We start from the raw sequence: 23711 nt of genomic DNA on the forward strand, positions 1-23711 counted from the left end.
TCGGGCGGGCCATACGGTGGGGAACACGAGGCCCCTCCCTTGTGGTTAACACCACCGCCGCGCGGAGCGCGGCGAAAAACCCGCCCTACGGGCGCGCGGACGGGCCGCCTTACGCGCGTGGACGGGGCGAGTCGCCTTAGGCGCGCGGGCGCGGACAAGCCGCCCTACGGGCCGGCCGCCTACGGGCGAGGAGTAGGCCGGTGGACGTTCTCCGCCGTCGAAGCCCGGTGACTCGAGTCCGCGATCCAAGGCCCCGGCAAGGAAGCGTCCAACACCCCTTCCTCCAACCAAGTGAACCGCCCCTCCATCACATGCGCCGCCAACACCACATCCGACTCGTCCGCGTTCGTCCACAAGCGCTCGAACAGCTCGTCCACCCGAACGCGAGCCTGCTTCGCAAAGGCGTCCGCCAACTCCACCGCACGGTCACCATCCGCCGCCGCCTTCACACACGCGGCACTGATCGCGAACAGCTCCGCCCCGATGTCCACCACCCGCGCCAGGAACCGCTGCTTGCGCTCCATCCGACCCTGCCACCGGGACATCCCGTAGAACGTCTGCCGCGCCAGCCTCCGGCTCGACCGCTCCACGAACCGCAGGTGCGTCGCGAGTGGACCAAACTCTCCGTAAGCCTTGGGGACCTGTCCTCGCCCCACCACCAACGTCGGCAGCCACTTTGCGTAGAACCCACCGGCCCGAGCCACTGCCCGCGCCTTCGCCCGGCCATCCGCTTCCGGATCGATGATGTCCCCGGCCACGGCCAGGTGCGCGTCCACGGCCTCACGCGCGATGAGCAGGTGCATGATCTCCGTGGAACCCTCGAAGATCCGGTTGATCCGCAGGTCCCGCAGCAGCTGCTCGGCCGGCACCCCGCGCTCCCCGCGCCGGGCCATCGACTCCGCCGTCTCGTACCCGCGTCCACCCCGCAGCTGCACCAGCTCGTCGGCCACCAACCACGCCATCTCCGACCCGTACAGCTTGGCCAGCGCGGCCTCGATCCGGATGTCGTGACCGCCCGCGTCGGCCAACTCGCTGGCCAGGTCGAGCACCGCCTCCAACGCGTACGCAGTAGCCGCGATGAACGCCACCTTGCCCGCGATGGCCTCGTGCTTTCCGACCGGCAGACCCCACTGCACCCGCTCCGACGACCACTCGCGGGCGATCTTCAAGCACCACTTCGCGGCACCCGCGCACATCGCCGGCAAGGACAGCCGCCCGGTGTTGAGGGTCGTCAGGGCGATCTTCAACCCCGCTCCCTCACGCCCGATCCGGTTGGCCTCGGGCACATGCACCTCGTGGAACCGGGTGACGCCGTTCTCCAAGCCGCGCAAACCCAGGAACTCGTTGCGGTTCTCCACGGTGATGCCCGGTGAGTCGCCCTCGACGACGAACGCCGTGATGCCCTTGCCCGGCACCTGTGCCATCACGACCAGCAGGTCCGCGACGACACCGTTGGTGGTCCACAGCTTCACTCCGTTGAGCACGTACCCGCCGTCCACCGGGGTGGCGGTGGTGCCCAGGCGGGCCGGGTCGCTGCCCACGTCCGGTTCGGTCAGCAGGAACGCGCTGATCTCCCCGGCCGCGCACCGGGGCAGGTACTCGCGCTTCTGCTCGTCGGTGCCGAACAGCGCCAAGGGTTGCGGCACGCCGATCGACTGGTGCGCGGACAGCATCGCGCTCAGCGCCGGGTTGGCCGAGCCGACCAGCATCAACGCCCGGTTGTAGTACACCTGGGACAGGCCCAGGCCGCCGTACTCGGGCTTGATCTTCATGCCGAACGCGCCCAGCCGCTTGAGGCCGACCAGGACGTCGTCGGGGATGCGGGCGTCGCGTTCGATCGCCGCGCCGTCGATGGTCTCGCAGAACTCGCGGAGTTCGCCGAGGAACTTCTCGCCGCGTTCGCGGTCGTCGGCGGAGCCGGAGGGGTGGGGGTGGATCAGGTCGAGGCGGAAGTGCCCGAGGAACAGCTCCTTGCCGAAGCTCGGGTGCTTCCACCGCGTCTCGCGCGCCTGCTCGGCGACCTTGCGCGCGACGCGCTCGTCCACGTGCCGGTCGGGGTCCACTGCGGTCATCACGGACCTCCCTGGAGCCGGGCTTCTTACGTTACTACCGGCGGGTAGCCCCATCCGGGTGACGGGAAACCCGGCTCCGCCCGCGCGGGGTCAGGCGCAGAGGGCCGCGTCGATGACCTGGATGCGCGTGGTGGCCGGCTCGGTGAACACGATCGTGTTGGTCACCGGCGCGGCCACGCGGCCGTCATCGGGCCGTCGTGGCCGCCACCAAGGACAGGCGTTTCACGAGTGCTCCCCTTCATCCGTGTCGGGACGGTCCCGAGCTTGGCGAGGGGTGCATGAGGAACAGATGACAGCCGGCGGCGCGGGAAGGCCCGCGCCGCCGACCGCTCGGACTCAGCCCAAGCGCGCATCAGCCCCAGATCGAGGCCACCCACTCCGGGTGGTCGATGAACGGGTTGCGGTTGTGCTGGTAGGTGGCGTAGATGACCTGGTTGCGGCGCTTCTCGAAGGTGTCCGGCGGGTCCTGCTGGTGCCACTGGAGCAGCACCGACAGCCGGCCGTGGTAGGGCGCGGTGCCGTTGTTGACGTTGTTGTTCAACTCCAGGTTGACGAAGCCGTCGGTGCCCTCGTAGCGGACGGCCATGTAGAACAGCATCCGCGCCACGTCGCCCTTGACCGCGTTGCGCGGCTCCCACGAGTCGCTGTCGGTGTAGTTGCCGGGGGCTTCGGCCGCCGCCGTGCCGCCGTTGTCGAAGTCCTTGTTGCCGCGGTCGGCGTTGACCGTCACGTCCTCCGGCCGCAGGTGGTGCAGGTCGGTGCCGGGGCCGGTGGCGGTGCCGAAGTCGCCGTGGGACTTGGCCCAGACGTGCTCGCGGTTCCAGTCGTCGGGGTCGCCGCCGTTGAGCGTCTTGCTCTGCGACCGGCCGCTGTAGAGCAGGATGACGTTGGCCGGGTTGTTCGGGTCCTGGTCGGTGACCTTCAGCGCCTCCCACACCTGGTCGTAGGACAGCTTGGTGTTGGTGCGGATGATCTGGTTCAGCGCGGTCTTCAGCGCGGACCCGGTCTTGCCGGCGGCGTCGCGGTAGTAGTCGTCGGTCGGCGGGGCGCTGGTGGTGCTGGTCGGGCTGGTGGTGCTCGTCGTCGTGGGCGTGGTCGCGAAGGCGAAGGCCGTGGACGACGTCAGGCCGGGGTGGGCGAAGTACGCGGACAGGGTGCCGGTGACGTCGATGCGCTTGCCCAGCAGGCTCGGGTTGGTGCGCAGGCCCCACGCCGACCGGAACGCGGACGGGATCTGCACGTAGAGCATCTGGCTGGTGCTGGTCTGGCTCGCGGTGTCGGCGAGGGCCAGGGCGTAGTCGTTGGGGAAGTTCGACCGGACGACGGTGGTGGTCGCGGTCGGCTGGCCGACGACGTAACCGCGCACGGTCGCCGTCGACCCGTTCTGCTGGCTGATCGCCTGGGTGACGGTGATGGGCGTGGCGCCCGCGGCAGTGGTGGGGACGAGCAGGGCGGGGACGAGCAGGGTGGTGACGACGGTGGCGGTGGCGGTGAGTGCGCCGGCCAGTCGCCAGGGGAACTTTCGCACGGGTGGGTGTCCTCTCCCCGATAGCGGCGTCGCAGGGTGACAGCACGCGTCAGAGGTACTGACTGCGCGTGATCAGATGCCGGTGATCACCCAGGCAGCATCGCACGGCAAACGCCACGATCGAGTGATAAGCGACTCACGGTGAGATGGCCGGGACGTGACCGGATGGTGGCGCGCCGCTCCGCGCGGACCATGACCCGCATGCGCGTGTTGCTGCTGGTGCTGGCCCTGGTGACGCCCGCCTCGGAGCGCCTCGGGCACACGTTCGACCAAGCCACGACCCAGCGCGTGTACGACGTGGTGGTGGCCGGCGGGAAGCCCGCGCTGACCGCGCTGTGCGTGCGCGTCGCACCGGGCTGGCTGAAGCTGGGCTGCCCGACGTTCGCCGACGTGGTGGCGGACTACGTGGCCTCCCGGCCGCCCGAGGGTCGCTGCCTGCGCGTCGACGCGCGGTTCGACGTGCCGCCGCTGACCGCCGCCTACGTGGTGTGCCCTTAGAGTTCTCCCCGTGGAGGACCTGCTTCGATGATCGACATCCTGCCCCTCGCGCTGACCGTGCTCGCCCTGGTCTGCGCCGCCTGGGCGCTGCTGCTGGCGGTGCTTAACAAGCCGCTGACCCTGGAGACCGGGCTGACGCTGGGCATCGCGGGCGCGGTGGTCCTGCTGGAGTTGGGGCTGCTGGCGCAGGCCGTGATCGGCGTCGTGCAGCTGATCGGGCTGGACCGCGACATCGCCTCGGCCACGTTCGTCGGCTACCTGGTCGGGCCGGTGGTCGTGCTGCCGCTGGCCGGGTTCTGGGCCATCGCGGAACGGTCCCGGTGGGGCGCGGCGGTGCTCGTGGTGGGGTGCTTGAGCGTGCCGGTGATGATCCTGCGGCTCCAGCAGATCTGGGCGGGCCATGCCTGACACGCGGTCGGGACCCGGGCGGTTGTTGATCGCCGTGTACGGGCTGTTCGCGGTGGCGGCGTCGGCGCGGTCGGGCGTGCAGATCGCGACCCGGTTCGCCGAAGCGCCCGTGGCGTACCTGCTGTCGGCGTTCGCGGCGGTCGTGTACCTGGTGGCCACCGTGACGCTGGCCGTGGGGAGCCGGACGTCACGGCGGGTCGCCTGGGTGTCGTGCGCGGTGGAGTTGGTGGGTGTGGTCGTGGTCGGGGTGGTGAGCTTCCTGGCGCCGTCGTGGTTCCCCCAGGCCACGGTGTGGTCGCACTTCGGCAGCGGCTACCTCTTCATCCCCCTGGTGCTGCCCGTGCTGGGGCTGCTGTGGCTGCGCCGGACGGCGGTCACGACCGCGTAGGGCCAGCGGGCTAGGACTCCGCGGCCTCCAGCAGGGTCCTGAGGGTGTCGGCGAGGGCCTCGCGGGCGTCCGTGTCCAGGGCCGCGAGCAGGCGGTTGCCGGTGGCGATGTGGTCGGGCAGGGCCGCGTCGACCAGGCTGCGACCCTCGTCGGTCAGCGAGACGACGACACCGCGGCCGTCCACCTCGCTCGGCTTGCGGGTGACCAGGCCGCGGGCCTCCAGGCGGTCCAGGCGCTGGGTGATCGCGCCGGAGGTGACCATCGAGGAGCGCATCAGCTCGGTGGGTGTCAGGCAGTGCGGCGGGTCGCTGCGGCGCAGGGTCGCCAGGACGTCGAAGGACGCCCGGTCGAGGCCGTGGCGGGCGAAGGTCTCGCGCTGGGCGGCCTCGACCACCCGGGCGAAGCGGTTGAGGCGGCCGAGCACCGCCATCGGGGACACGTCCAGGTCGGGCCGCCGCGCGTGCCACTGGCTCAGGACGAGGTCGACGTGGTCTGCCACATATCTACCTTAGCGGTGAGACAAATCACTCGCCAGGTAGCTTAGCGGTGAGTTAGTTTGGCTTAGTGCTAAGCAACCGAGTCGTCACCGCGCTGGGCCCCGCCATCTGGGGCACGACCTACTACGTCACCACCGAGTACCTCCCGCCCGACCGGCCCCTGCTGGCCGGCCTCCTGCGCGCGCTGCCGGCGGGCCTGCTGCTGGTCCTGATCACCCGGCGGTTGCCCAAGGGCGACTGGTGGTGGCGGTCGCTGATACTCGGGGCGCTGAACATCGGCGCCTTCCTGCCGCTGCTGTTCCTCGCCGCCTACCGGCTGCCGGGCGGGGTGGCGGCCACCGTGGGCGCGATCCAGCCGCTGGTCGTCGCCGGTCTGTCGGCGGCGCTGCTGGGCCAGCGGATGACCTTGCGGGTCGCACTGGCGGCGGTCGCCGGCATCTTCGGCGTGAGCTTGCTGGTGCTGCGCGCCAACGCGGCCCTGGACCTGCTGGGCGTCATGGCGGCACTGGGCGGCGCGGTGGTCATGGCATTCGGCGTGGTGCTGAGCAAGCGCTGGCCCTCCCCCGCGCCGCTGCTGGCGTCGACGGGGTGGCAACTGGTCTGGGGCGGGCTGCTGCTCGTGCCGGTGACGCTGGTGGTCGAGGGCCTGCCGCCGGCGCTCACCGCCCGCAACTGGCTGGGGTACGGCTACCTGGGCCTGATCGGGGCGGCCCTGGCGTACAGCCTGTGGTTCCGCGGCATCACGTTGTTGAAGGCCACCGAGGTGACGTTCCTCGGCCTGCTCAGCCCGGTCGTGGCGACGCTGGTCGGCTGGCTGGCGCTGGGCCAGGACCTCACGGTGTGGCAGGTGCTGGGCGCGGTCGTCGTGCTCGGGTCGTTGGTGGTCGCCCAGAAGACAGTGGTGCAGAAGCAGGGAGGGAAGACCGATGCGGATCACGGTGTTCGGGGCGGCGGGAGCCGTCGGGAGCCGAGTGGTGACCGAGGCGCTCCGGCGCGGGCATGACGTCACGCGGGTCACGCGCTCGCCCCGGCCGGACTTCGTGGCGGCCGACGCGACCGACCCCGCGCAGGTGGCGCGGCTGGCTCGGAGCACCGACGTCGTGATCAGCGCGACCCGGCCGGTCGCGGGCGCCGAGCGGGACCTGGTCGTCACGGCCAAGGCGTTGCTGGAAGGGTTGCGGGAGGACCGAACCAGGCTGATCGTCGTCGGCGGGGCAGCCACCCTGCGAACGCCGAACGGGGTGTTGGTGCACGAGGAGCCGGGTTTCCCGGCGGAGATCCTGCCGATCGCCCTGGCGTGCGCCGAGCAGCACGCGGTGTTCGCGGAGGAGTCCGAAGTGGACTGGACGTACGCGAGCCCGCCGGCGTTGATCGAGCCGGGCGAGCGGACCGGGGCCTACCGGCTGGGCCGGGACGACCTCCTCGTGGACGGCCAGGGCGTTTCGGCCATCTCGATGGAGGACTTCGCCGTGGCACTGCTGGACGAGGTCGCCGAGCCCCGACACCGGCGAGAGCGCTTCACGGTCGCCTACTGAGCGAGCGGGGCGGTCACCAACGACCGCCCCGCTCGGTGTCAACTCAGAGCGTCAACTCAGGTCGCAGGGTCGCGCGTCCGGGTCGAGGGCCGCCTTCGGCACCCACCGGACATTGGCGAACGACGCCTGGAACGTGCCCTCCGTGTAGACCAGGAACGGCGTGTTGACGTTCTCCAGGTCCAACCCGCCCGCCGCGAAGCACGACAACGGGATCTTGACCGTCGTCTTCCCCGCCCCGGCCAGGCCGGTGAACATGTTCGTCGCGTCGAGCTCCGCCAGGCACGGGTACACGCAGTGCGTGCTCACCACGGTCCTGGTCGCCGGGGCCTGGTGCACCACCACGTCGAACACCAAGGCGCCATCGGCGTTCAGGTACCCGCGCAAGTCGGAACCGGCGAGCGGGTTCTGCACGTAGACCTGGCCCGCACCGGCGCCCGTCCACGTCGTCTTCAGGCCGTCGCCCTGCACGTTGACGTCGGTCGGCAGGGTGCCGATGTTGGCCTGCGCCGCCTCGCCGTCGGGGCCGATCTCCAGGCCCCAGTTCTCCGGCGAGCCGATGAAGCTCTTGTAGGGCGCGATGTCCTGGCGCACGAACAGCTCCAGGTCCTCGGTCGCCGTGCCGCCACCGCCGTCGCCGGAGCAGCCGGTCGGCGGGGACGTCTCGTCCAGCGGGCCGACGTTGCCGGTCTGCCAGGAGCGCAGGCCGTAGCCGTGCTTGAACAGCGGGTCGTAGCCCTCGGCACCCGGGTTGAGCGGGGTCTGGCAGGCGCTGCGCGGCCAGGAGTAGGACAGCGTGCCGGTGTAGCCGGGGAAGCTGTGCCGACCGCGCACCAGCAGGTCGGCGACGCCGCCGCCCTCGGTGCCGGGCAGCCACGCGGCCACGAACGCGTCGGAGCGGTTGAGCTCCTTGTTCACGTGCAGCGGGCGGCCGGAGATGTACACGGTGACCACCGGCGTTCCCTTGCCGCTGACCTTGTCCAGCACGGCCAGGTCCTGCGGGAACAGCTTGGCCGCCTCCAGCGTGCGCTTGCCGATGTCGCCCACGCCCTCGGCGTACGGGGTCTCGCCGATCACGGCGATCACCGCGTCGAAGCCCGCCGGGTCGACGTCACCCTTCTCGGAGAAGGTCACGTTCGCCTCGCCCAGCGCCTCCCGCAGGCCGCCCAGGACCGTGGTCCCGTTGGGGAAGTCGGCGTTGGTGTTGCCGGTGCCCTGCCAGGACAGCGTCCAGCCGCCGCTCTGGTTGGCCATGCTGTCGGCGCTCTTGCCGACCACAAGCACCTTGGCGCGGGAGGACAGCGGCAGCACGCGGTTGTTGTTCTTCAGCAGCACCTGCGACTTGCGGACCGCCTCGCGGGCCAGCCGCTTGGCCTCCAGCGCCTCCTGCGACCCGGCGTGCTCGCGCTCCGACGGCTTCGGCGCGTCCAGCACACCGCTGCGCAGCTTGACGCGCAGGATGCGGGTGACGGCGTCGTCGATGCGGGACATCGGGATCTGGCCCGACTCGACCTGCGCGATGGTGTTGGCGATGAACGCCTTCCAGTCGTTGGGCACCATGAACACGTCGATGCCCGCGTTGACCGCCTGCGGGCAGCTGTCGTTGGTGCAGCCCGCGACCTGGCCGTGGCCGTTCCAGTCGGACACCACGAGGCCGTCGAAGCCGATCTTGCCCTTGAGGATGTCGTTGACGGCCAGCTTGGAGCCGTGCAGCTTGCCCTCGTTGATGCCCAGGTCGGTGTTGGTCCAGCTGTTGAACGACACCATGACGGTCTGGGCGCCGGCGGCGAGCGCGCCGTAGTAGCCCTGGCCGTGGAGGTTGATCATCTCGGCGACCGAGGACGGGTTCACGCCCTGGTCCTTGCCGCCGATCGTGCCGCCGTCGCCGATGAAGTGCTTGGCCGTGGCCAGCACGTCCACCCGGCGGTGGCTTCCGCCCTGGAGGCCCTTCACGGCCTCGTAGCCGTAGGCGCGGGTGATCCGCGGGTCCTCGGAGTAGCCCTCGTAGGTGCGGCCCCAGCGGTCGTCGCGGACCACGGCCAGCGTCGGCGCGAACGCCCAGTCCTGGCCGGTGGCGCGGACCTGCTCGGCGGTCGCCTTGGAGATGTCGCGCACCAGGCACGGGTCGTGCGCCGCGCCCAGGCCGATGTTGTGCGGGAAGAGGGTGGCGCCGTAGACGTTGTTGTTGCCGTGCACGGCGTCGATGCCCCAGATCACCGGGATGCCGGTGCGGGTGGCCTTGGACGCCGTCCAGTACGCGTCGGCGAGGGCCAGCCAGGCCTGCGGCGCGGCGTGCTTGTCGCGGCCGGGCCACGAGCCGCCGCCGTTGAGGACGGACCCGATGTGGTACTCGCGGACCTCGTCCGGGGTGATGGCGCCGATCTCCGGCTGGGTCATCTGGCCGACCTTCTCGGCCAGGGTCATCCCGTCGAGGATCTTCTTGATCCGCCGCTCGTCCCCCGGCGAGGACTTGACGCGGCTCTCCACCTTCGGCCAGTCGGACAGGGTGGGCAGGCTCTTCTCGATGCGGGCGCAGCCGTGCTCGGTGCGGGGCTCCCCGACCACGGGCTGGGCCGGCGCGGCGGTCGCGCTGCCGGTCACCAGCGTTCCGGTGGCGAGGACCGCGGCGAGCAGTGCGCCCAGGTGTCTGCGGTGTGTGCGGGACATCGGTTGTTCCGTTCCTCGACGGCTTTGTCGCGCCCGATCCTCATGCCGCCAACTGGCTCGGTCAAGAGGTTCGTGGGAGCGTTTCCTCGCAGGTCAGGGTGAGGACTCCGGAGCAGTTCTACCGAACGGCGGTTGACAAATAAGTTCACCGGCTCGCCCAAACGAGACGCGAGCTCGTGTCGTACTTGACTCGCGAGTAGGTAACGGGTGAGACTGCGGTCCGGACACCGCGTCCACTGAGGACTCTCTCCGCCAAGTCCTTTCCCTGTCACAGGAAAAGAGCCTCCGCATGTCCATGTCCAGAACCCTGTCCCGACGCGCGGTGGTCGCCGCCGCCGCGCTGGCCCTGGTCTCCGCGAGCCCGGTCACCGCGCAGGCGGCCGAGAACCCCTACGAGCGTGGCCCCGCGCCCACCACGGCGAGCATCGAAGCCGTCCGCGGCCCGTACGCGGTCGCCCAGACCACGGTGTCGGCGGCGAGCGTGCGCGGCTTCGGCGGCGGCACCATCACCTACCCCACCAGCACCGCGGACGGCACCTTCGGCGCGGTCGCCATCGCGCCCGGCTACACGGCGAGCCAGTCCAGCATCTCCTGGCTCGGCCCGCGCCTGGCCTCGCAGGGCTTCGTCGTGTTCACCATCGACACGCTGTCCCGCTACGACCAGCCCGCCTCCCGCGGCGACCAACTGCTGGCCGCGCTGGACTACCTGACCACCAGCAGCTCGGCCCGGTCCCGCATCGACGCCACCCGGCTGGGCGTCATGGGCCACTCGATGGGCGGCGGCGGCACGCTGGAAGCGGTCCGGGAGCGGCCGTCGTTGCAGGCCGCCATCCCGCTGACGCCGTGGCACACCACCAAGACGTGGTCGACCGTGCAGGTCCCGACGCTGGTCATCGGCGCGCAGAACGACTCCGTGGCCTCCGTCACCCGGCACGCGGAGCCGTTCTACGAGAGCCTGCCGTCCACCCTGGACAAGGCCTACCTGGAGCTGGCCGGCGCGAGCCACTACGCCCCGAACAGCTCGAACACCACGATCGCCAAGTTCTCCATCTCGTGGCTCAAGCGGTTCATCGACAACGACACCCGCTACGAGCAGTTCCTGTGCCCGACCCCGCGGGCCACGGCGATCTCCGAGTACCGGGACACCTGCTCGTACTCGTGAAAGATGTAGGCAACACATCTCCTCCCGGCGGACACGAAGGGGCATGACGACCGAAGACCCCGACGACCGCGCGCTGTGGGCCCAGGCCGCGGCGGGCAGTGGGCACGCCTTCGGGGTGCTGTTCGACCGGCACGCCAAGGCGGTCTACAACCACTGCTTCCGGCTCTCCGCGTCCTGGGCCGCCGCCGAGGACCACCTCCAGGCCACGTTCCTGCTGGCCTGGCGCAAGCGGGACCGGCTGCGCCTGGAGCGCGACTCGGCCCTGCCCTGGCTCCTGGCGGTGGCGACCAACGTGGTCCGCGGCGACCGCCGGTCGGCCGCGCGCCGGCTCCGGCTGTTCCACCGCGTCCCGGTGGAGCAGCCGGTGCCCGACCACGCCGACCTGGTCGCCGAGCGGGTGGACGACCAGCGCCGGATGCGCGAGCTGCTGGCGGCCGTGAACCGGTTGCCGCGCAACGAGCGCGAGGCGCTGGCGCTGTGCGTGTGGTCCGGCGTGTCCTACGCCGACGCCGCCGCCGTGCTGGGCATCGCCGAGGTCAGCGTCCGGGCTCGGGTCAGCAAGGCCAAGGCCCGGCTCGGCCGGATGTTCGCCGAGCAGCCCCAGGTCGTCCCGCTCGCCGCTCTCACCGTGGAGGACCGATGAACAGCACGCTCCCCCCGACCCGGGACCTGCCCCCCGGCCGCCAGGCCGAGATCCGCGCCGAGGTCGAACGCGCGGTGTCGGCACGCACGTCCTTCCGCTTCGCGCCCCTGGTCACGGCGGTCACGGCGGTGGGCGCCGTGGTCGCGGTCGTGGCCTTCTCGCAGCCTTGGCAGCGCCCCGAGGCCGTCGGGCCGGCGCAGCAGGAGACCACGGTCGTCGTGTCCACGACCTCCAGCCCCGTTCCGACCAAGCCGGTCATCGCCGGGTTGACGCCCGAGCGGATCGCCGAGATCGAGGAGGGCTGCGTCCGCATCGGCCCCGGCGCGGGCAAGGGCACGCTCTACCAGTACGGCGAGGACGAAGCCGGCAAGTGGGCCTTGGTCTACACCGAGAGCGCGGCGCTGTCGTGCACCATCGACGGTCCCGGGATGCCCTACAACGCGGGCTTCAGCAGCGTTCCCGACCTGACGTGGGTGTCCGGCCCGTTCCGGGTGGACACCAACGGCGGCAGCGCCGGCGGTGACATCCTCGGCAACAAGGAGATCTACCGCGGCATGCACGGCAGCGCCACGGCCGCCGGCCGCGTCACGCCGCAGGTCGCCCGGGTCACGTTCACCTACGACGGCCAGACCGTGGACGCGACCATCGCCAACGGCACGTTCGTCGCCCGCAACATCTTCCCGACCGACTGGTCGATCCCCGAGGCCGAGGGCTTCGAGGTGCGGGCGTACGACAAGGCGGGCGCCCTGCTCGGCTCCACGACGGACCTGGGCAAGAAGTGCTTCGTGGACCCGGACGGGCGGATCGTCGACGGCGGGTGGAACAGCTCCGACCCCACCACCTGCGACAGGGCCGTCCGCTGGAAGTGAGTCAGGACGGCTGGGCCACGCCGCGGTAGGGCAGGGTCTCGCGGTAGACGATGGTGGTCGTGGTGCTGCCGAACGCGGTCAGCTCGTTCACCACGCGCTCCAGGTGGGGCATGGAGGTGGCGGCGACCTTGAGCGTGTAGCAGTCCTCCCCGGTGGTGCGCAGGCACTCCAGGACCTCGGTGCGCTCGGCGAGCAGCCGGTGCAGGGGTTCGTGCCGGTTGCCGGGGTACTTCAGGCGCACCACGGCCAGCACCGGGTACCCGACCCGGTCCAGGTCCACCGTGGCCCGGTAGCCGGTGATGACCCCGGCCGCCTCCAGCCGCTTCACCCGCTCGGTGACGGCGGAGGCGCTGAGGTTGACCCGGCGGCCCAGCTCGGTGAGCGCGATCCGCCCGTCGGACTGGAGTTCGGTGAGGATCGCCCAGTCGGTCGGGTCGAGGGTCTCGGGCATGGCGGCAGATTACCGTGGATCTTGCGGTGATCGGCGCGTTCTGCCGTGGAGTACGGGTTTGGGGCGCGGCGGCTCGCGCCTACGCTTGATCACGTGCGAATCGGCGTGAACGTGCCCAACTTCGGGCCCGGGACCACCCCCGGGGTGCTGCGCGACTGGGCGCGGACGGTGGAGGGGCTGGGGTTCGACCTGCTCATGGTGTCCGACCACGTGGTGATCACACCGGACGTGGCGGAGCAGTACCCGGAGCCGTTCTACGAGCCGTTCACGACGTTGTCGTGGCTGGCCGGGGTGACCGAGCGGATCACGCTGGGCACCACGGTGCTCATCGCCCCCTACCGGCACCCGTTGCTGGTGGCGCGGATGGCCGCGAACCTCAACGCCTTGAGCGGCGGACGGCTCGTGCTCGGCGTGGGCGTCGGGTGGGCTCGGCAGGAGTTCGCGGCGCTCGGCGTGCCGTTCGCGGAGCGGGGGCGGCGGACCGACGAGGTCGTGTCGGCGGTGCGGGGTGTGGACGTTCCCGTGTGGATCGGCGGGCAGAGCGACGGCGCGCTGCGGCGGGTCGTGCGGCTCGGGGACGCCTGGCACCCGTTGCGGTTGACGCCGGCGGAGTGGCGGGCGGGGGTCGGGCGGTTGACGGCCGTCGCCGAGGCCGAGGGACGGGCCGTGCCGGGGTTGGCGCCGCGGATCCTGTTGCGGCTGACCGAGTCGCCTGTGGACGGTGCGGACCGGCGACTGGGCGAAGGGACCGTCGAGCAGGTGGCCGCGGATCTGGGGACACTGCGCTCGGACGGTGTGGAAGCTGTCGTGTTGGACCCGTTCGTGGGTGACCCGGACGAGACGCTGCGACCCGAGGTGGCCTGGCGGGCGCTGGCCGCGGTGGCCGCGATGAGGAAGGAGTTCCGGTGAGCGGTTCGGTGGACGAGGGGCACTTGAGGCGGGCGATCGAGCTGGCCGCGGAGGCGCGGGAGGGCGGGAACCCGCCGTTCGGGTCGCTGCTGGTCGGGCCGGACGGGGCGGTGCTGGTGGAGGAGCGCAACTCCAGCATCACCGACTTCGACATCACGGCCCACCCCGAGTTGAAGCTGGCGCGGTGGGCGGCGCGGGGGTTGGACGCGGAGACCGCCGCCGGGACCACCATGTACACCAGTTGCGAGCCTTGCGGGATGTGCGCGGGGGCGTTGGCCCGGTCGGGGCTCGGGCGGGTGGTGTTCGCGTTGTCGGGCGAGCAGTTGAACGGGCTGAAGACCGGTGGCGGGTTCCCGGCGGTGCCGACCGTGGGGCCGTTCCTGTACGACGAGGCCAGGGTTCCGGTCGAGGGCTACTACCCCTGATTTCGAGGCCGGGGGTGGGGCGTGGGACGCCCTGCCCCCTTCGGCGCGTCGGCGGTGCGGCCGGTTGGCGGTCGTGGTGCAGCGGCCTGGTGGTCGAGCGGGGATGCGTCCGGCCGGCTTGAGGGCGGTGGCTGCGAGGGGTTTTGGGCTGGTTGGCGGATTCGACTGTCTCGACTGGGGTCGTGGGTTCACAGTTGGTGATTAGTCCGCTACCTTGAGGAACTGGGAGCGCTCCCAGTCATTGGCCATCCTCATCGTGGAGGACACATGACCTTCAGACGCGGTTCCCGGCTCGTGGGCATCTTCACGGCTGTGTTGGGGGTGGTGGCGGCCGGCCTCGTCGCACTCGTCGTCACCCCCGGCGTGGCCGGTGCGCACGGTTCGGTCACCGATCCGCCGTCGCGCAACTACGGTTGTTGGCAGCGTTGGGGCAGTGACCACCTCAACCCCAACATGGGGCAGACCGACCCGATGTGCGCGCAGGCCTGGAAGGCCGACCCCAACGCCATGTGGAACTGGAACGGCCTCTACCGCAACGGCGTGGCCGGCAACCACCAGGGCGCGTTGCCCAACGGGCAGCTGTGCAGTGGCGGGCTCGCCGAGGGCGGCCGGTACCGGGCGCTCGACGCGGTCGGGCCGTGGCAGACCGCGACCAAGCCGCGGCAGTTCACGCTGACCATCACCGACCAGGCCCGGCACGGTGCGGACTACCTGCGCATCTACATCACGCGCCAGGGGTTCGACCCGGCCACCCAGCCGCTGGGCTGGAGCAACCTCGAACTGGTCGCCTCCACCGGCCGCTACCCCACCACCGGCCTGTACCAGGCCCAGGTGAACGCGGGCACCCGGACCGGCCGGCACGTGGTGTTCACGATCTGGCAGGCCAGCCACATGGACCAGGCCTACTACCTGTGCAGTGACGTCACCTTCCAGTGATGTCGGGTGACGGGTGCGGCGGACCACTCAGGCCGCCGCACCCGTCGTCGCCCAGAACGCCTCGCCGTCACCGGACACGTCGGTCTTGTGGCCGTGCGGGAGGAAGGCGGCCTCGCCGCTGTGCAGGGTGACGGTGGCGGTGTGGGTCAGCGTGAGGGTTCCCTTGGTGCACAACAGGAGTTGCGGTCCCTCGCCGTGCAGAACCGCACCCGGGGTGACGGAGTGCAGGCGGAACTCGGGTTCCGGGGTGGCGTAGGTGGTGATGGGGCCTTCCGGGGTGCCGTCGACGATGTGCGGCGGGGCCGGGGTGGCGTCCACCAGGTCCAGGACGGCCGTGGCGTCCACCGGCTTGGTCGTGAGGCCTGCTCGGACGACGTTGTCGGAGTCGGCCATCAGTTCCACGCCCGTGCCGTGCAGGTGGGCGTGCGGGACACCGGCTGCCACGTAGATCCCCTGGCCTGGGCGCAGTTTGACGTGGTTGAGCAGGAGAGCCGCCACCAAGCCGGGGTCGTTGGGGTAGATGGCCGCTGCGGACGCCAGGTGTGGTGGTGGGGCGGTGAGTTCGACCTTCGAGTGCAGCGCCCAGTGCAGGGCTTGGTGGAGGTTGCCGGCGGCCACGTGGTCGCGCAGGGGAGCCAGGGCCGGGTCGTCCAGCAGGGCGAGGGTTTCGGCGGGCTCCCGGAAGCCGGAGAGGGTTTCGAAGTCGGTGAGCGCCACCAGGATCTCCGGCTTGGGGCGGTCGTCGCCGAAGAACCCTTGGGCGTGACCGGTTCTCGCCCGCTCTCGGTCGGGGTGGACCTGCAACGACAACGGTTGCTCGACGGCCAGGACCTTGAGCAGGAAAGGGAGTCTGGGGCCGAAGGCAGCCAGGGTCGAGCTGCCCAGGAGTCCGGCCGGGTTGGCGGCCAGGTAGCGGTGCAGCGGGGTGGTCGAACCCCGGAGCGTCGACGGGGACGCGGGGTGCGCGCCGATCCACAGCTCGGCTTCCGGGTGGGGCGTGGGCGCTTCGCCGCGCAAGGCGGCCAGGGCGGTGCGTGAACCCCAGTGGTAGTCGCGGATCACGGTGTCCAGCACGTGCACGGCTACAGCACCACCGGGGTCAGGTCCGCGATCAGGGCCGCCGCCCCGATGAGGCCGGCGTCCACGCCGAGGGTCGCCGGGCGCACCTCCACGGCTCGCATGAACTCCAAGCCCGGCCAGCTCGCCAGAGCTCCGGTGACAGCCGGTTCCAGCAGGTCCCAGGCCTGGGCCACGCCGCCGCCGATCACCACCCGGTCGATCTCGCACAACGCGGACGCCACGGTGATCACGTGCGCCACGGCCGCGCCGGAGCGGTCGAACGCCGCGCGGGCCACCTCGTCGCCGGCGCGGGCCGCCGCCGCCAGCGCGACGCCGTCCGCCTTGTCGCCGGCCGGCCGCCAGCCCTGTTCGCGCGCCCAGCGGACCATCGACGGGCCGCTGGCGATCGCTTCCGCGCAACCCCTTGCGCCGCAACGGCATTCCGGGCCGGCCGGGTCGACGACGAAGTGGCCGACGTGGCCCGCGTTGCCGGACGCGCCGAAGTGCGCCCGGCCGTCGAACACGAAACCGCCGCCGATGCCGGTGGACACGACCATGCCCAGCAGGCACCGGCTGCCCCGGCCGGTGCCGTGGTGGTACTCCGCCAGCGCCATGCACTGCGCGTCCCCGCCCAGGCGCACCGGCAGGCCGGGCACGAGCACCCCCACCCGCTCGACGATCGGGAAACCGCGCCAGCCGGGGATGTTCACCGGGCTGACGGTGCCCGTGCGCAGGTCCATCGGGGCGGCGGACGCGATGCCGGCGCCCAGGACGAGCGGGTCGGTCGCGAGGAGGTCCCCGACGATGTCGGCCAGCGCGCGCCACACCGCCTCGCCGTCGCCGGCGGGGGTGGGTGTGGTGCGGCGGGCGGTGATCGTGCCGTTCGGGGCCACCAGCGCGGCGGCCAGTTTCGTGCCGCCGACGTCGATGGCCAGCGCGAGCGGGTCGTGTGACATGGGTTCGAGTTAACCGGTTAAGTAGGGTCGGGGCAAGATGACAAACAGGACAGGAACCGGTGCGGCGCAAGCATGTCAGCCCCGCAGGACGCGGTCGATGTCGGACAGTTCCGCGGCGGAGAAGTCGAGGTTCGCCGTGGCGGCCACGTTGTCCTCCAACTGCTTCGTGCTCGACGCGCCGATCAGCGCGGACGTGACGCTGCGCAGGACCCACGCGATGGCCATCTGCGCCAGCGACTGGCCGCGGTCGGCCGCGATGGCGTTCAGGGCGCGGACCTTGGTCAGGGTCGCCTCGTCGAGGTTCGCGGTGCCCAGGAACGGGCTCGGGCCTGCCGCGCGGGAGCCCTCCGGGATGCCGCCCAGGTAGCGGTCGGTCAGAACCCCTTGGGCCAGCGGGGAGAACGCGATGCTGCCCGCGCCGACCTCCTCCAGCGTCGACAGGAGGTCGTCCTCGATCCAGCGGTTGACCATCGAGTACGACGGCTGGTGGATCAGCAGGGGCGTGCCCAGGTCCGCCAGGATCGCGGCGGCGGCCCGGGTCTGCTCGGCCGAGTAGTTGGAGATGCCGACGTAGAGCGCTTTGCCCTGGCGGACCACGTGGTCCAGCGCCGCCATCGTCTCTTCCAGCGGCGTCTCGGGGTCCGGGCGGTGGTGGTAGAAGATGTCGACGTAGTCCACGCCCATGCGCCGCAGCGATTGGTCCAAAGAGGACACCAGGTACTTGCGGGAACCCCACTCGCCGTAAGGGCCTTCCCACATGTGGTAGCCGGCCTTGGTGGAGAGGACGATCTCGTCGCGGTACGGCCGGAGGTCGTCGGCGAAGAGCCGGCCGAAGTTCTCCTCGGCCGACCCCGGCGGCGGGCCGTAGTTGTTGGCCAGGTCGAAGTGGGTCACCCCGAGGTCGAACGCCCGGCGCACGATCGCGCGCTGGTCGTCCAGCGCCTTGTCGTGGCCGAAGTTGTGCCACAGCCCCAGGGACACGGCGGGCAGCTTGAGCCCGCTGCGGCCGGACCGGCGGTAGGGCATGGCGTCGTACCGCGTCGGCGCGGCGGTGTGGCTCATGGTTCTCCTCAGGCGGGAGGTGCGGCGGTGCTCTCGCGCGGCACCAGGGTCGCGGTCGGCGACCAGCGCTCGGTGACCGGCACGCCGTCGACGAGTTCCAGCACGGACTCGGCGACGGAGACGCCGAACTGGTGCACGTCCACGCTCATGGTGGTGAGCGCGGGCGAGGCCAGCCGGCACAGCGTGGAGTCGTCCCAGGCGACCAGGCTCAGCCGCTCGGGCACGGCGACCCCGCGCGCCTTGGCGGCGCCCAGACCCGCGACCGCCATGACGTCGTTGTCGTACAGGATCGCGGTCGGCGGCTCGGCGGCGTCCAGCAGCGCGGCGGTGAGCTTCGCGCCGGACTCCTCGGAGTAGTCGCCCGCCACGATCACCGGCTCGACGCCCGCCTCCGCGCAGCCGGCCAGCAGCGCGGCCGTGCGGGCGCGGGTGTGCAGGAGCTCCTCCGGGCCGCTGACCCGGGCGATCCGGCGGTGGCCCAGGTCGAGCAGGTGGGACAGGACCTCGCGCACCGGACCGGCGTCGTCGGTGCGCACGGCCGGCACCGCGCGCTCGTCCGGCTCCCCCACGTAGACGGCGGGCAGGCCCAGCTCGCGCAGCACGTCCGGGCGGTGGTCGTCCGCGGTCCGGTTGACCACGACCACCGCGTCCACCACGCCGGCGGCGGCCCAGCGCCGGTAGGCCGCGATCTCCGCGTCCTCCGCGCCCACGATGTGCAGCAGCACGGACAGGTCCCGCTCGGCCAGCCGCTCCTCGATGCCCGCGATGAACTCCATGAAGAACGGCTCGGCGCCCAGCAGCCGCGCGGGGCGGGCCAGGACCAGGCCGATGCAACCGGTGCTCATGCCCGCACCGCGCACAGGCCGTTCGCCGACCTCAGCACCAGCGGGCCGGTCAGGGCGGCCGGGTCGAGGCGCTCGGCCGTGCGGACCAGGAACGAGTGGGACTCGCCCGCGGCGAGCGTGACCAGGGCGTCGTCCACCTCGGCGTCCGGGGCGACCCGGTCGGCCAGCACGGCGACGTCCCGGGCGAACGACGTGGCCCGCACGTCCACCCGGTACCCCTCCGGCACGGCGACGGCGGTCGCGGTCAGCGGCGACGGGTCGAGGGCGAGGTCCACGTCCTCGCGGAACAGGTGCACGGCACGCGCGTCCGCCGTGGTCGCCACCAGCACCTCCCGCTCCGCGTCGGCCGGGGTCAGCAGCTCCGGCGCCAGGTCCAGGACGGCCACCGACCGGGCCGGCACGTCCAGGGCGAGCTTAGCCGCCGCCTGCTCGTGCCCCGCGAACGTCCGCCGCGTGGCGGTGACCTCGCCGGTCCAGGCCTCGTCGGTGTCGTTGACGGCCACCAGGACGTCCCGCCCGTCGCGCGGCTGCACGGTCAGCAGGCGCGGCGCGAAGGCGTGCCGGAGGGCGTAGTAGAGCGGCTTGGGCCGTTCCTCGCTGTCGATCGCCGCCCAGGACGTGACCGGCCAGCAGTCGTTGAGCTGCCACACCACCGCGCCCGCCGTGCGCGGCCAGTGCGACCGGAAGTGCTCGATGCCGAACGCCACCGCGCGGGCCTGGTTGAGCTGGGTCGCCCAGTGCCAGTCCTCGAACGCCTCGGGCACCGGCAGGTGCGGCGCGAGTCCACGTTCCAGCTTGCCGTTGCCGTCCTCGGCCTTCTGGTGCAGCAGGAACGCCGGGCCGGTGGAGGAGAGCGGCTCGTCGTGGATCCACCGCGTCAAGGTCGCCCACGTCGGCGGTCCCTGGAAGCCGAACTCGGAGCAGAACCGGGGCACGAAGTCCCGGTAGTGGGTGTAGTCGATCCGGTTCCAGACCTCCCACTCGTGGCGCGTGCCGTGGGTGTCGAGGTTGGGGTGCAGGTCGCCGGGGCTGTACGGGCTGCCGGGCGCGTACGGCCGGGTCGGGTCGAGCTCGGCGACGATCGCCGGGAGCAGCTCCTGGTAGTACTTCAGGCCCCACGTGCGGCCCTGGAGCTGCTCGGGCCAGCCCCAGTCGGCGAAGCCCCACAGGTTCTCGTTGTTGCCGTTCCACAGCGCCAGGGACGCGTGCGAGGTGAGGCGGGCGACGTGCTCGCGGGCCTCGGCCTCGACCTCCTCCCACAGCGGGGACTCCTCGGCGTAGGCCGCGCAGGCGAACGGGAAGTCCTGCCACACCAGGACACCGCGCTCGTCGCACACGTCGTAGAAGTCCTCGGACTCGTACAGGCCGCCGCCCCAGATCCGCAGCAGGTTCATGTTCGCGGCCACGGCCTGGTCCACGCGGCGGGCCACGCGGTCGCGGGTGATCCGGGTGACGAAGTGGTCGTCCGGGATCCAGTTGGCGCCCTTGGCGAAGACCGGCTTGCCGTTGACCACGAAGGTGAACGGGGTGCCGATGTCGTCGGGGGTCGTGTCGACGGTGATCGTGCGGAACCCGATGCGGCGGTGCTGCTCGTCGACGGGCTCGTCGGCCCGGAGGGTGATGTCGACGTCGTAGAGCGGGTGGTCGCCGTAGCCGACCGGCCACCAGAGGTCAGCCTCGGGCACCAGGACGGTGAGGACGGCCCGATCGCCGTCCACGTCGGCGGTCGCGGTGTGACCGTCCACTGTGGCCTCGACGGTGAGCGGGCCTTCGGAGGCGCGGTCGACGGTCACGTGCACCTCGACCCGGCCCGTGCCGTCGTCGTCCACGGTCACCAGGGGGCGGACCTCGGCCAGGCGGGCGGTGCCCCAGCGCTCCAGGCGGACCGGCTGCCAGATGCCGGCGGTCTGGAGGTCGGGGCCCCAGTCCCAGCCGAACGAGCAGGCCATCTTGCGGATCGCGTTGAACGGGTGGCCGTAGGCGCGGTCGCGCCAGCCCAGCCGCTCCTCCTGCTCCTCGGCGAAGGTCAGCGCCGACCGGAAGGTCACGGCCAGCTCGTTGACGCCGTCGCGGAGGTGGTCGCGCACGTCGAACCGGTACGAGCGGTGCATGTTGGCGGTGCTGCCCAGGACCACGCCGTTCAGCTCCACGGTGGCCACGGTGTCCAGGCCGTCGAACGCCAGGTCCACGCGCTCACCCGGCCGCGCCGCCTCGGCGGTGAAGTCGAGGGCGAACCGCCAGTCCGCGCGGTGCGCCCAGGCCAGCTCGGCCTCCGTGCGGTCGAGGTAGGGGTCGGGGATGAGCCCGGCGGCGAGGAGGTCGAGGTGCGCACCGCCGGGCACCCGGGCGGGGACCTCGACGTCCGCGATGTGCGCCGGGATCGGGCCGCCCACCGCGCGGAGCCGCCAGCCGTCGTGCAAGAAGGTCCTCCGGATCATAGGTGGATTCTTACGCCAGCAACTAAAGTAAGTCAACGAAGTATGTTCTTGTTCGCCGTTGTTCTGTGGTGTTGAGTTCTGCGGGTATCACCTCCACCGAAGGGAACCGACGTGGCCGACGTGACGCACCTGCGTGCCGCAGGGGTCAGCCTGGTCCTCGACCACCGCGGGGGCACGCTCCCCCGCGTCCTGCACTGGGGCGCCGACCTGGGACCGGTCGACCTCGACAGCCTCGCCCTCGCCACCGCGCCGCAGCCGGTGGGCTACTCCGCGGACGGACCGGTCGAGGTCGCCGTCGTGCCCGAGCAGTCCGCCGGCTGGCTCGGCACACCCGGCCTGGTCGGCAACCGGGGCGGACGGGCCTTCTCCACCGCGTTCCGGGTCGTCGAGGTCGACGGCACCACCTTCCGGGCCGTGGACGCCGAGGCCGGGCTGGAGCTGGTCCTGGAGATCGAGCTGACCGAGTCCGGCTTGGTCCGGCAGCGGGCGTCGGTCACCAACACCGCGGACTCCGACTTCGCCGTGGACGGGTTGTCGGTCACCCTGCCGGTGCCCGCCGAGGCCGTGGAGATCCTCGACTTCACCGGCCGGTGGACCCGCGAGCGCAGCCCGCAGCGCACCCGGTTCACCCACGGCCTGCGCGTGCGCGAGAACCGGACCGGCCGCACCGGGTTCGACTCGGCGTACCTCATGGCGGCCGGCACCGAGGGTTTCGGCAACCGCTCCGGCGAGATCTGGGCCGTGCACACCGCCTGGTCGGGCAACCACCGGACGTTCGCCGAACGCACCCGTCACGCCGTGTCCCTGCTCGGGTCCGGCGAGCTGCTGCTGTCCGGCGAGGTCGTCCTGGCCCCCGGCGAGACCTACCGTTCCCCGTGGCAGTTCGGCTCGTACGGCGTGGGCCTGGACGCGGTGTCCGCCCGGTTCCACGAGTGGATGCGGGCCCGTCCGACGCACCCGCGCTCCCCCCGGCCGGTCGTGGTGAACACGTGGGAGGCGGTCTACTTCGACCACGGCCTGACCAGGCTGAAGGCGTTGGCGGACAAGGCCGCCGAGGTCGGCGCGGAGCGGTTCGTGCTGGACGACGGTTGGTTCGGCTCGCGCCGGGACGACACCAGCGGCCTGGGCGACTGGTACGTGTCCGACGAGGTGTGGCCGGACGGCCTGGGTCCGCTGATCGACCACGTCACCGGTCTCGGGATGCAGTTCGGCCTGTGGGTCGAACCGGAGATGGTCAACGAGAACTCCGACCTGGCCCGCGCCCATCCCGACTGGATCATGTCCCCCGGCGGCAGGATGCCCCGCCCGGCACGACACCAGCAGGTCCTGGATCTGGCAACGCCCGAGGCGTTCGCGTACGTGCTGGAACGCTTGGACGACCTCCTGACCACCTACGACATCTCGTACCTGAAGTGGGACCACAACCGCGACCTCGTGGAGGCCGGCCACCAGGGACGGCCGGGCGTGCACGGCCAGACCGTCGCCCTGTACCGCTTGCTGGACGAGCTGCGGGCACGACACCCCAGGGTCGAGATCGAGTCCTGCTCGTCCGGCGGCGGACGCGTAGACCTGGAGGTCTTGCAGCGCACCGACCGCGTGTGGGCGTCGGACTGCATCGACGCACTGGAACGACAGTCCATCCAACGCTGGACCAACGTCCTGGTCCCCTTGGAACTGATCGGCTCCCACATCGGCGCCGACACCTCCCACACCACCCACCGCCGACACCCGGTCGACTTCCGAGCGGGCACCGCACTGTTCGGCCATTTCGGCATCGAGTGGGACCTCATGGCAGCGACCCCGGAGGAACTGGACCGCCTCACGGCCTGGGTAGCCCTCTACAAGGAACTACGAGGCCTCCTGCACACCGGCACATCGGTCCACGGCGACCACCCCGACCCAGCCGTAGCCGTGCACGGGGTGGTCGCCGCAGATGGGACGGACGCAGTCTTCGCGATCGTTTCGACGGCGACGTCGGACGTATACCCAACAGGCGCCGTACGGCTGCCCGGCCTCGACCCAGACCGCTCGTACCAAGTCCGCCCCTTGCCCCCCGGCAACGTGCCGGACGGCAACCCCCACCACTGGGGCGTTGCCCTGCCGTGGTGGGAGAACGGTGTACAACTCACCGGCCGAGCCCTGACGTCAACCGGCATCCAATCCCCAGTCCTATACCCAGAACGCCTAGTCCTCCTCCGAGCCACCGCCATCTGACCAACCACAACCCGCAACCCGCCAACCCCACTCACCCCCACCACTGCCACGCCGCGCGCACAGCGCGCCATCCCTTCGCGCGAAGCGCGGCGTGGCAGTCCGCCGAGGGGGACACAACTCAACTTGGGCTTCTTGCTTGTGTCATCCCCGTA

Annotated in this window: 22 protein-coding genes; 12 read left to right on the forward strand and 10 right to left on the reverse strand. The window is 71.5% G+C overall.

All coding sequences use genetic code 11. The features are described 5' to 3' along the window. Window positions 1–179 precede the first annotated feature (179 nt). Complete coding sequence (locus tag WBN91_RS31605) at window positions 180–2072, reverse strand: acyl-CoA dehydrogenase family protein (RefSeq protein ID WP_337727924.1); 1893 nt, start codon at window positions 2070–2072, stop codon at window positions 180–182. A gap of 352 nt (window positions 2073–2424) precedes the next feature. Beyond that, entirely contained in the window at window positions 2425–3600 is a 1176-nt protein-coding gene (locus WBN91_RS39220) for an endonuclease (RefSeq protein ID WP_443217834.1), read from the reverse strand. A gap of 201 nt (window positions 3601–3801) precedes the next feature. Between WBN91_RS39220 and WBN91_RS31620 the strand changes: the two genes are divergently transcribed. From WBN91_RS31620 to WBN91_RS31630, 3 genes are read left to right on the forward strand one after another with little or no spacing between them, the layout of a single operon-like run. Further along, complete coding sequence (locus WBN91_RS31620; protein WP_337727923.1) at window positions 3802–4098, forward strand: hypothetical protein; 297 nt, start codon at window positions 3802–3804, stop codon at window positions 4096–4098. A 27-nt stretch (window positions 4099–4125) separates the two neighbouring features. Then, on the forward strand, window positions 4126–4506 hold the full coding sequence (locus WBN91_RS31625; protein ID WP_337727922.1) for a hypothetical protein: 381 nt from the start codon (window positions 4126–4128) through the stop codon (window positions 4504–4506). Continuing rightward, window positions 4499–4894, forward strand: coding sequence for a hypothetical protein (locus tag WBN91_RS31630; RefSeq protein WP_337727921.1), 396 nt, complete (start codon window positions 4499–4501; stop codon window positions 4892–4894). Before WBN91_RS31625 ends, WBN91_RS31630 begins: the two co-directional genes overlap by 8 nt. 10 nt (window positions 4895–4904) lie before the next feature. Here the strand turns inward: WBN91_RS31630 and WBN91_RS31635 are convergent, their stop codons facing one another. Beyond that, window positions 4905–5393, reverse strand: a complete 489-nt coding sequence (locus WBN91_RS31635; RefSeq protein WP_337727920.1) for a MarR family winged helix-turn-helix transcriptional regulator — start codon at window positions 5391–5393, stop codon at window positions 4905–4907. Window positions 5394–5458: 65 nt separating this feature from the next. Here WBN91_RS31635 and WBN91_RS31640 point away from each other — a divergent pair, with 65 nt between their 5' ends. After that, entirely contained in the window at window positions 5459–6394 is a 936-nt protein-coding gene (locus WBN91_RS31640) for an EamA family transporter (RefSeq protein ID WP_337727919.1), read from the forward strand. After that, complete coding sequence (locus WBN91_RS31645) at window positions 6366–6926, forward strand: NAD(P)-dependent oxidoreductase (RefSeq protein ID WP_337727918.1); 561 nt, start codon at window positions 6366–6368, stop codon at window positions 6924–6926. Before WBN91_RS31640 ends, WBN91_RS31645 begins: the two co-directional genes overlap by 29 nt. A 51-nt stretch (window positions 6927–6977) precedes the next feature. On the opposite strand, the gene WBN91_RS31650 is transcribed toward WBN91_RS31645, so the two are convergent. After that, the gene (locus WBN91_RS31650; RefSeq protein WP_337727917.1) at window positions 6978–9590 is read right to left on the reverse strand and encodes an exo 1,3/1,4-beta-D-glucan glucohydrolase; all 2613 of its coding nucleotides are present in this window, start codon (window positions 9588–9590) and stop codon (window positions 6978–6980) included. A gap of 265 nt (window positions 9591–9855) precedes the next feature. Between WBN91_RS31650 and bdeA the strand changes: the two genes are divergently transcribed. Genes bdeA through WBN91_RS31665 form a run of 3 tightly spaced genes read left to right on the forward strand, consistent with a single transcriptional unit; the run spans window position 9856 to window position 12264 of the window. Further along, window positions 9856–10752: a bis(hydroxyethyl) terephthalate hydrolase gene (gene bdeA / locus WBN91_RS31655; RefSeq protein WP_443217835.1), complete on the forward strand. Its 897-nt coding sequence runs from the start codon at window positions 9856–9858 to the stop codon at window positions 10750–10752. Window positions 10753–10795: 43 nt separating this feature from the next. Further along, a complete protein-coding gene (locus WBN91_RS31660) occupies window positions 10796–11395 on the forward strand; it encodes an RNA polymerase sigma factor (protein ID WP_337727916.1) in 600 nt (199 codons plus the stop codon). Continuing rightward, window positions 11392–12264 carry a hypothetical protein gene (locus WBN91_RS31665; protein ID WP_337727915.1) on the forward strand — a complete coding sequence of 291 codons (873 nt, stop codon included), beginning with the start codon at window positions 11392–11394 and terminating at the stop codon, window positions 12262–12264. The genes WBN91_RS31660 and WBN91_RS31665 overlap by 4 nt, the downstream gene beginning before the upstream one ends. A gap of 1 nt (window position 12265) precedes the next feature. Here the strand turns inward: WBN91_RS31665 and WBN91_RS31670 are convergent, their stop codons facing one another. Then, window positions 12266–12715: an Lrp/AsnC family transcriptional regulator gene (locus tag WBN91_RS31670; RefSeq protein ID WP_337727914.1), complete on the reverse strand. Its 450-nt coding sequence runs from the start codon at window positions 12713–12715 to the stop codon at window positions 12266–12268. Between the two features lie 93 nt (window positions 12716–12808). On the opposite strand from WBN91_RS31670, the gene WBN91_RS31675 reads away from it, so the two are divergent. From WBN91_RS31675 to WBN91_RS31685, 3 genes are all read left to right on the forward strand, one after another. Next, window positions 12809–13624: an LLM class flavin-dependent oxidoreductase gene (locus WBN91_RS31675; RefSeq protein WP_337727913.1), complete on the forward strand. Its 816-nt coding sequence runs from the start codon at window positions 12809–12811 to the stop codon at window positions 13622–13624. Then, window positions 13621–14049, forward strand: coding sequence for a nucleoside deaminase (locus WBN91_RS31680; protein ID WP_337727912.1), 429 nt, complete (start codon window positions 13621–13623; stop codon window positions 14047–14049). The genes WBN91_RS31675 and WBN91_RS31680 overlap by 4 nt, the downstream gene beginning before the upstream one ends. A 267-nt stretch (window positions 14050–14316) precedes the next feature. Then, a complete protein-coding gene (locus WBN91_RS31685) occupies window positions 14317–14985 on the forward strand; it encodes a lytic polysaccharide monooxygenase auxiliary activity family 9 protein (protein ID WP_337727911.1) in 669 nt (222 codons plus the stop codon). Window positions 14986–15012: 27 nt separating this feature from the next. On the opposite strand, the gene manA is transcribed toward WBN91_RS31685, so the two are convergent. The 5 genes from manA to WBN91_RS31710 form a co-directional block, all read right to left on the reverse strand. Then, on the reverse strand, window positions 15013–16065 hold the full coding sequence (gene manA / locus WBN91_RS31690; protein WP_337727910.1) for a mannose-6-phosphate isomerase, class I: 1053 nt from the start codon (window positions 16063–16065) through the stop codon (window positions 15013–15015). Between the two features lie 2 nt (window positions 16066–16067). Continuing rightward, the gene (locus WBN91_RS31695) at window positions 16068–17000 is read right to left on the reverse strand and encodes an ROK family protein (RefSeq protein WP_337727909.1); all 933 of its coding nucleotides are present in this window, start codon (window positions 16998–17000) and stop codon (window positions 16068–16070) included. Window positions 17001–17075: 75 nt separating this feature from the next. Further along, on the reverse strand, window positions 17076–18062 hold the full coding sequence (mgrA, locus tag WBN91_RS31700; RefSeq protein WP_337727908.1) for an L-glyceraldehyde 3-phosphate reductase: 987 nt from the start codon (window positions 18060–18062) through the stop codon (window positions 17076–17078). Between the two features lie 8 nt (window positions 18063–18070). Further along, window positions 18071–18907 (reverse strand): LacI family DNA-binding transcriptional regulator, encoded by an 837-nt coding sequence (locus tag WBN91_RS31705; RefSeq protein WP_337727907.1) that lies wholly within the window; start codon window positions 18905–18907, stop codon window positions 18071–18073. Further along, on the reverse strand, window positions 18904–21345 hold the full coding sequence (locus WBN91_RS31710; protein ID WP_337727906.1) for a glycoside hydrolase family 2 protein: 2442 nt from the start codon (window positions 21343–21345) through the stop codon (window positions 18904–18906). The genes WBN91_RS31705 and WBN91_RS31710 overlap by 4 nt, the downstream gene beginning before the upstream one ends. Before the next feature lie 111 nt (window positions 21346–21456). On the opposite strand from WBN91_RS31710, the gene WBN91_RS31715 reads away from it, so the two are divergent. Then, window positions 21457–23559, forward strand: a complete 2103-nt coding sequence (locus tag WBN91_RS31715) for an alpha-galactosidase (RefSeq protein ID WP_337727905.1) — start codon at window positions 21457–21459, stop codon at window positions 23557–23559. Window positions 23560–23711: the final 152 nt, after the last annotated feature.

The organism is Saccharothrix sp. CCNWYY140, from assembly GCF_037401995.1.
GTDB lineage: Bacteria > Actinomycetota > Actinomycetes > Mycobacteriales > Pseudonocardiaceae > Actinosynnema.

Bases quoted from the DNA above. Each gene is read 5' to 3' on its own strand.
- WBN91_RS31625 (WP_337727922.1), top strand. From the start codon at position 4,126: ATGATCGACATCCTGCCCCTCGCGCTGACCGTGCTCGCCCTGGTCTGC.
- WBN91_RS31630 (WP_337727921.1), top strand. From the start codon at position 4,499: ATGCCTGACACGCGGTCGGGACCCGGGCGGTTGTTGATCGCCGTGTAC.
- WBN91_RS31605 (WP_337727924.1), bottom strand. From the start codon at position 2,072: ATGACCGCAGTGGACCCCGACCGGCACGTGGACGAGCGCGTCGCGCGC.
- WBN91_RS31660 (WP_337727916.1), top strand. From the start codon at position 10,796: ATGACGACCGAAGACCCCGACGACCGCGCGCTGTGGGCCCAGGCCGCG.
- WBN91_RS31705 (WP_337727907.1), bottom strand. From the start codon at position 18,907: ATGAGCACCGGTTGCATCGGCCTGGTCCTGGCCCGCCCCGCGCGGCTG.
- WBN91_RS31670 (WP_337727914.1), bottom strand. From the start codon at position 12,715: ATGCCCGAGACCCTCGACCCGACCGACTGGGCGATCCTCACCGAACTC.
- WBN91_RS31685 (WP_337727911.1), top strand. From the start codon at position 14,317: ATGACCTTCAGACGCGGTTCCCGGCTCGTGGGCATCTTCACGGCTGTG.
- WBN91_RS31665 (WP_337727915.1), top strand. From the start codon at position 11,392: ATGAACAGCACGCTCCCCCCGACCCGGGACCTGCCCCCCGGCCGCCAG.
- mgrA (WP_337727908.1), bottom strand. From the start codon at position 18,062: ATGAGCCACACCGCCGCGCCGACGCGGTACGACGCCATGCCCTACCGC.
- WBN91_RS31710 (WP_337727906.1), bottom strand. From the start codon at position 21,345: ATGATCCGGAGGACCTTCTTGCACGACGGCTGGCGGCTCCGCGCGGTG.
- WBN91_RS31620 (WP_337727923.1), top strand. From the start codon at position 3,802: ATGCGCGTGTTGCTGCTGGTGCTGGCCCTGGTGACGCCCGCCTCGGAG.
- WBN91_RS31695 (WP_337727909.1), bottom strand. From the start codon at position 17,000: ATGTCACACGACCCGCTCGCGCTGGCCATCGACGTCGGCGGCACGAAA.
- WBN91_RS31650 (WP_337727917.1), bottom strand. From the start codon at position 9,590: ATGTCCCGCACACACCGCAGACACCTGGGCGCACTGCTCGCCGCGGTC.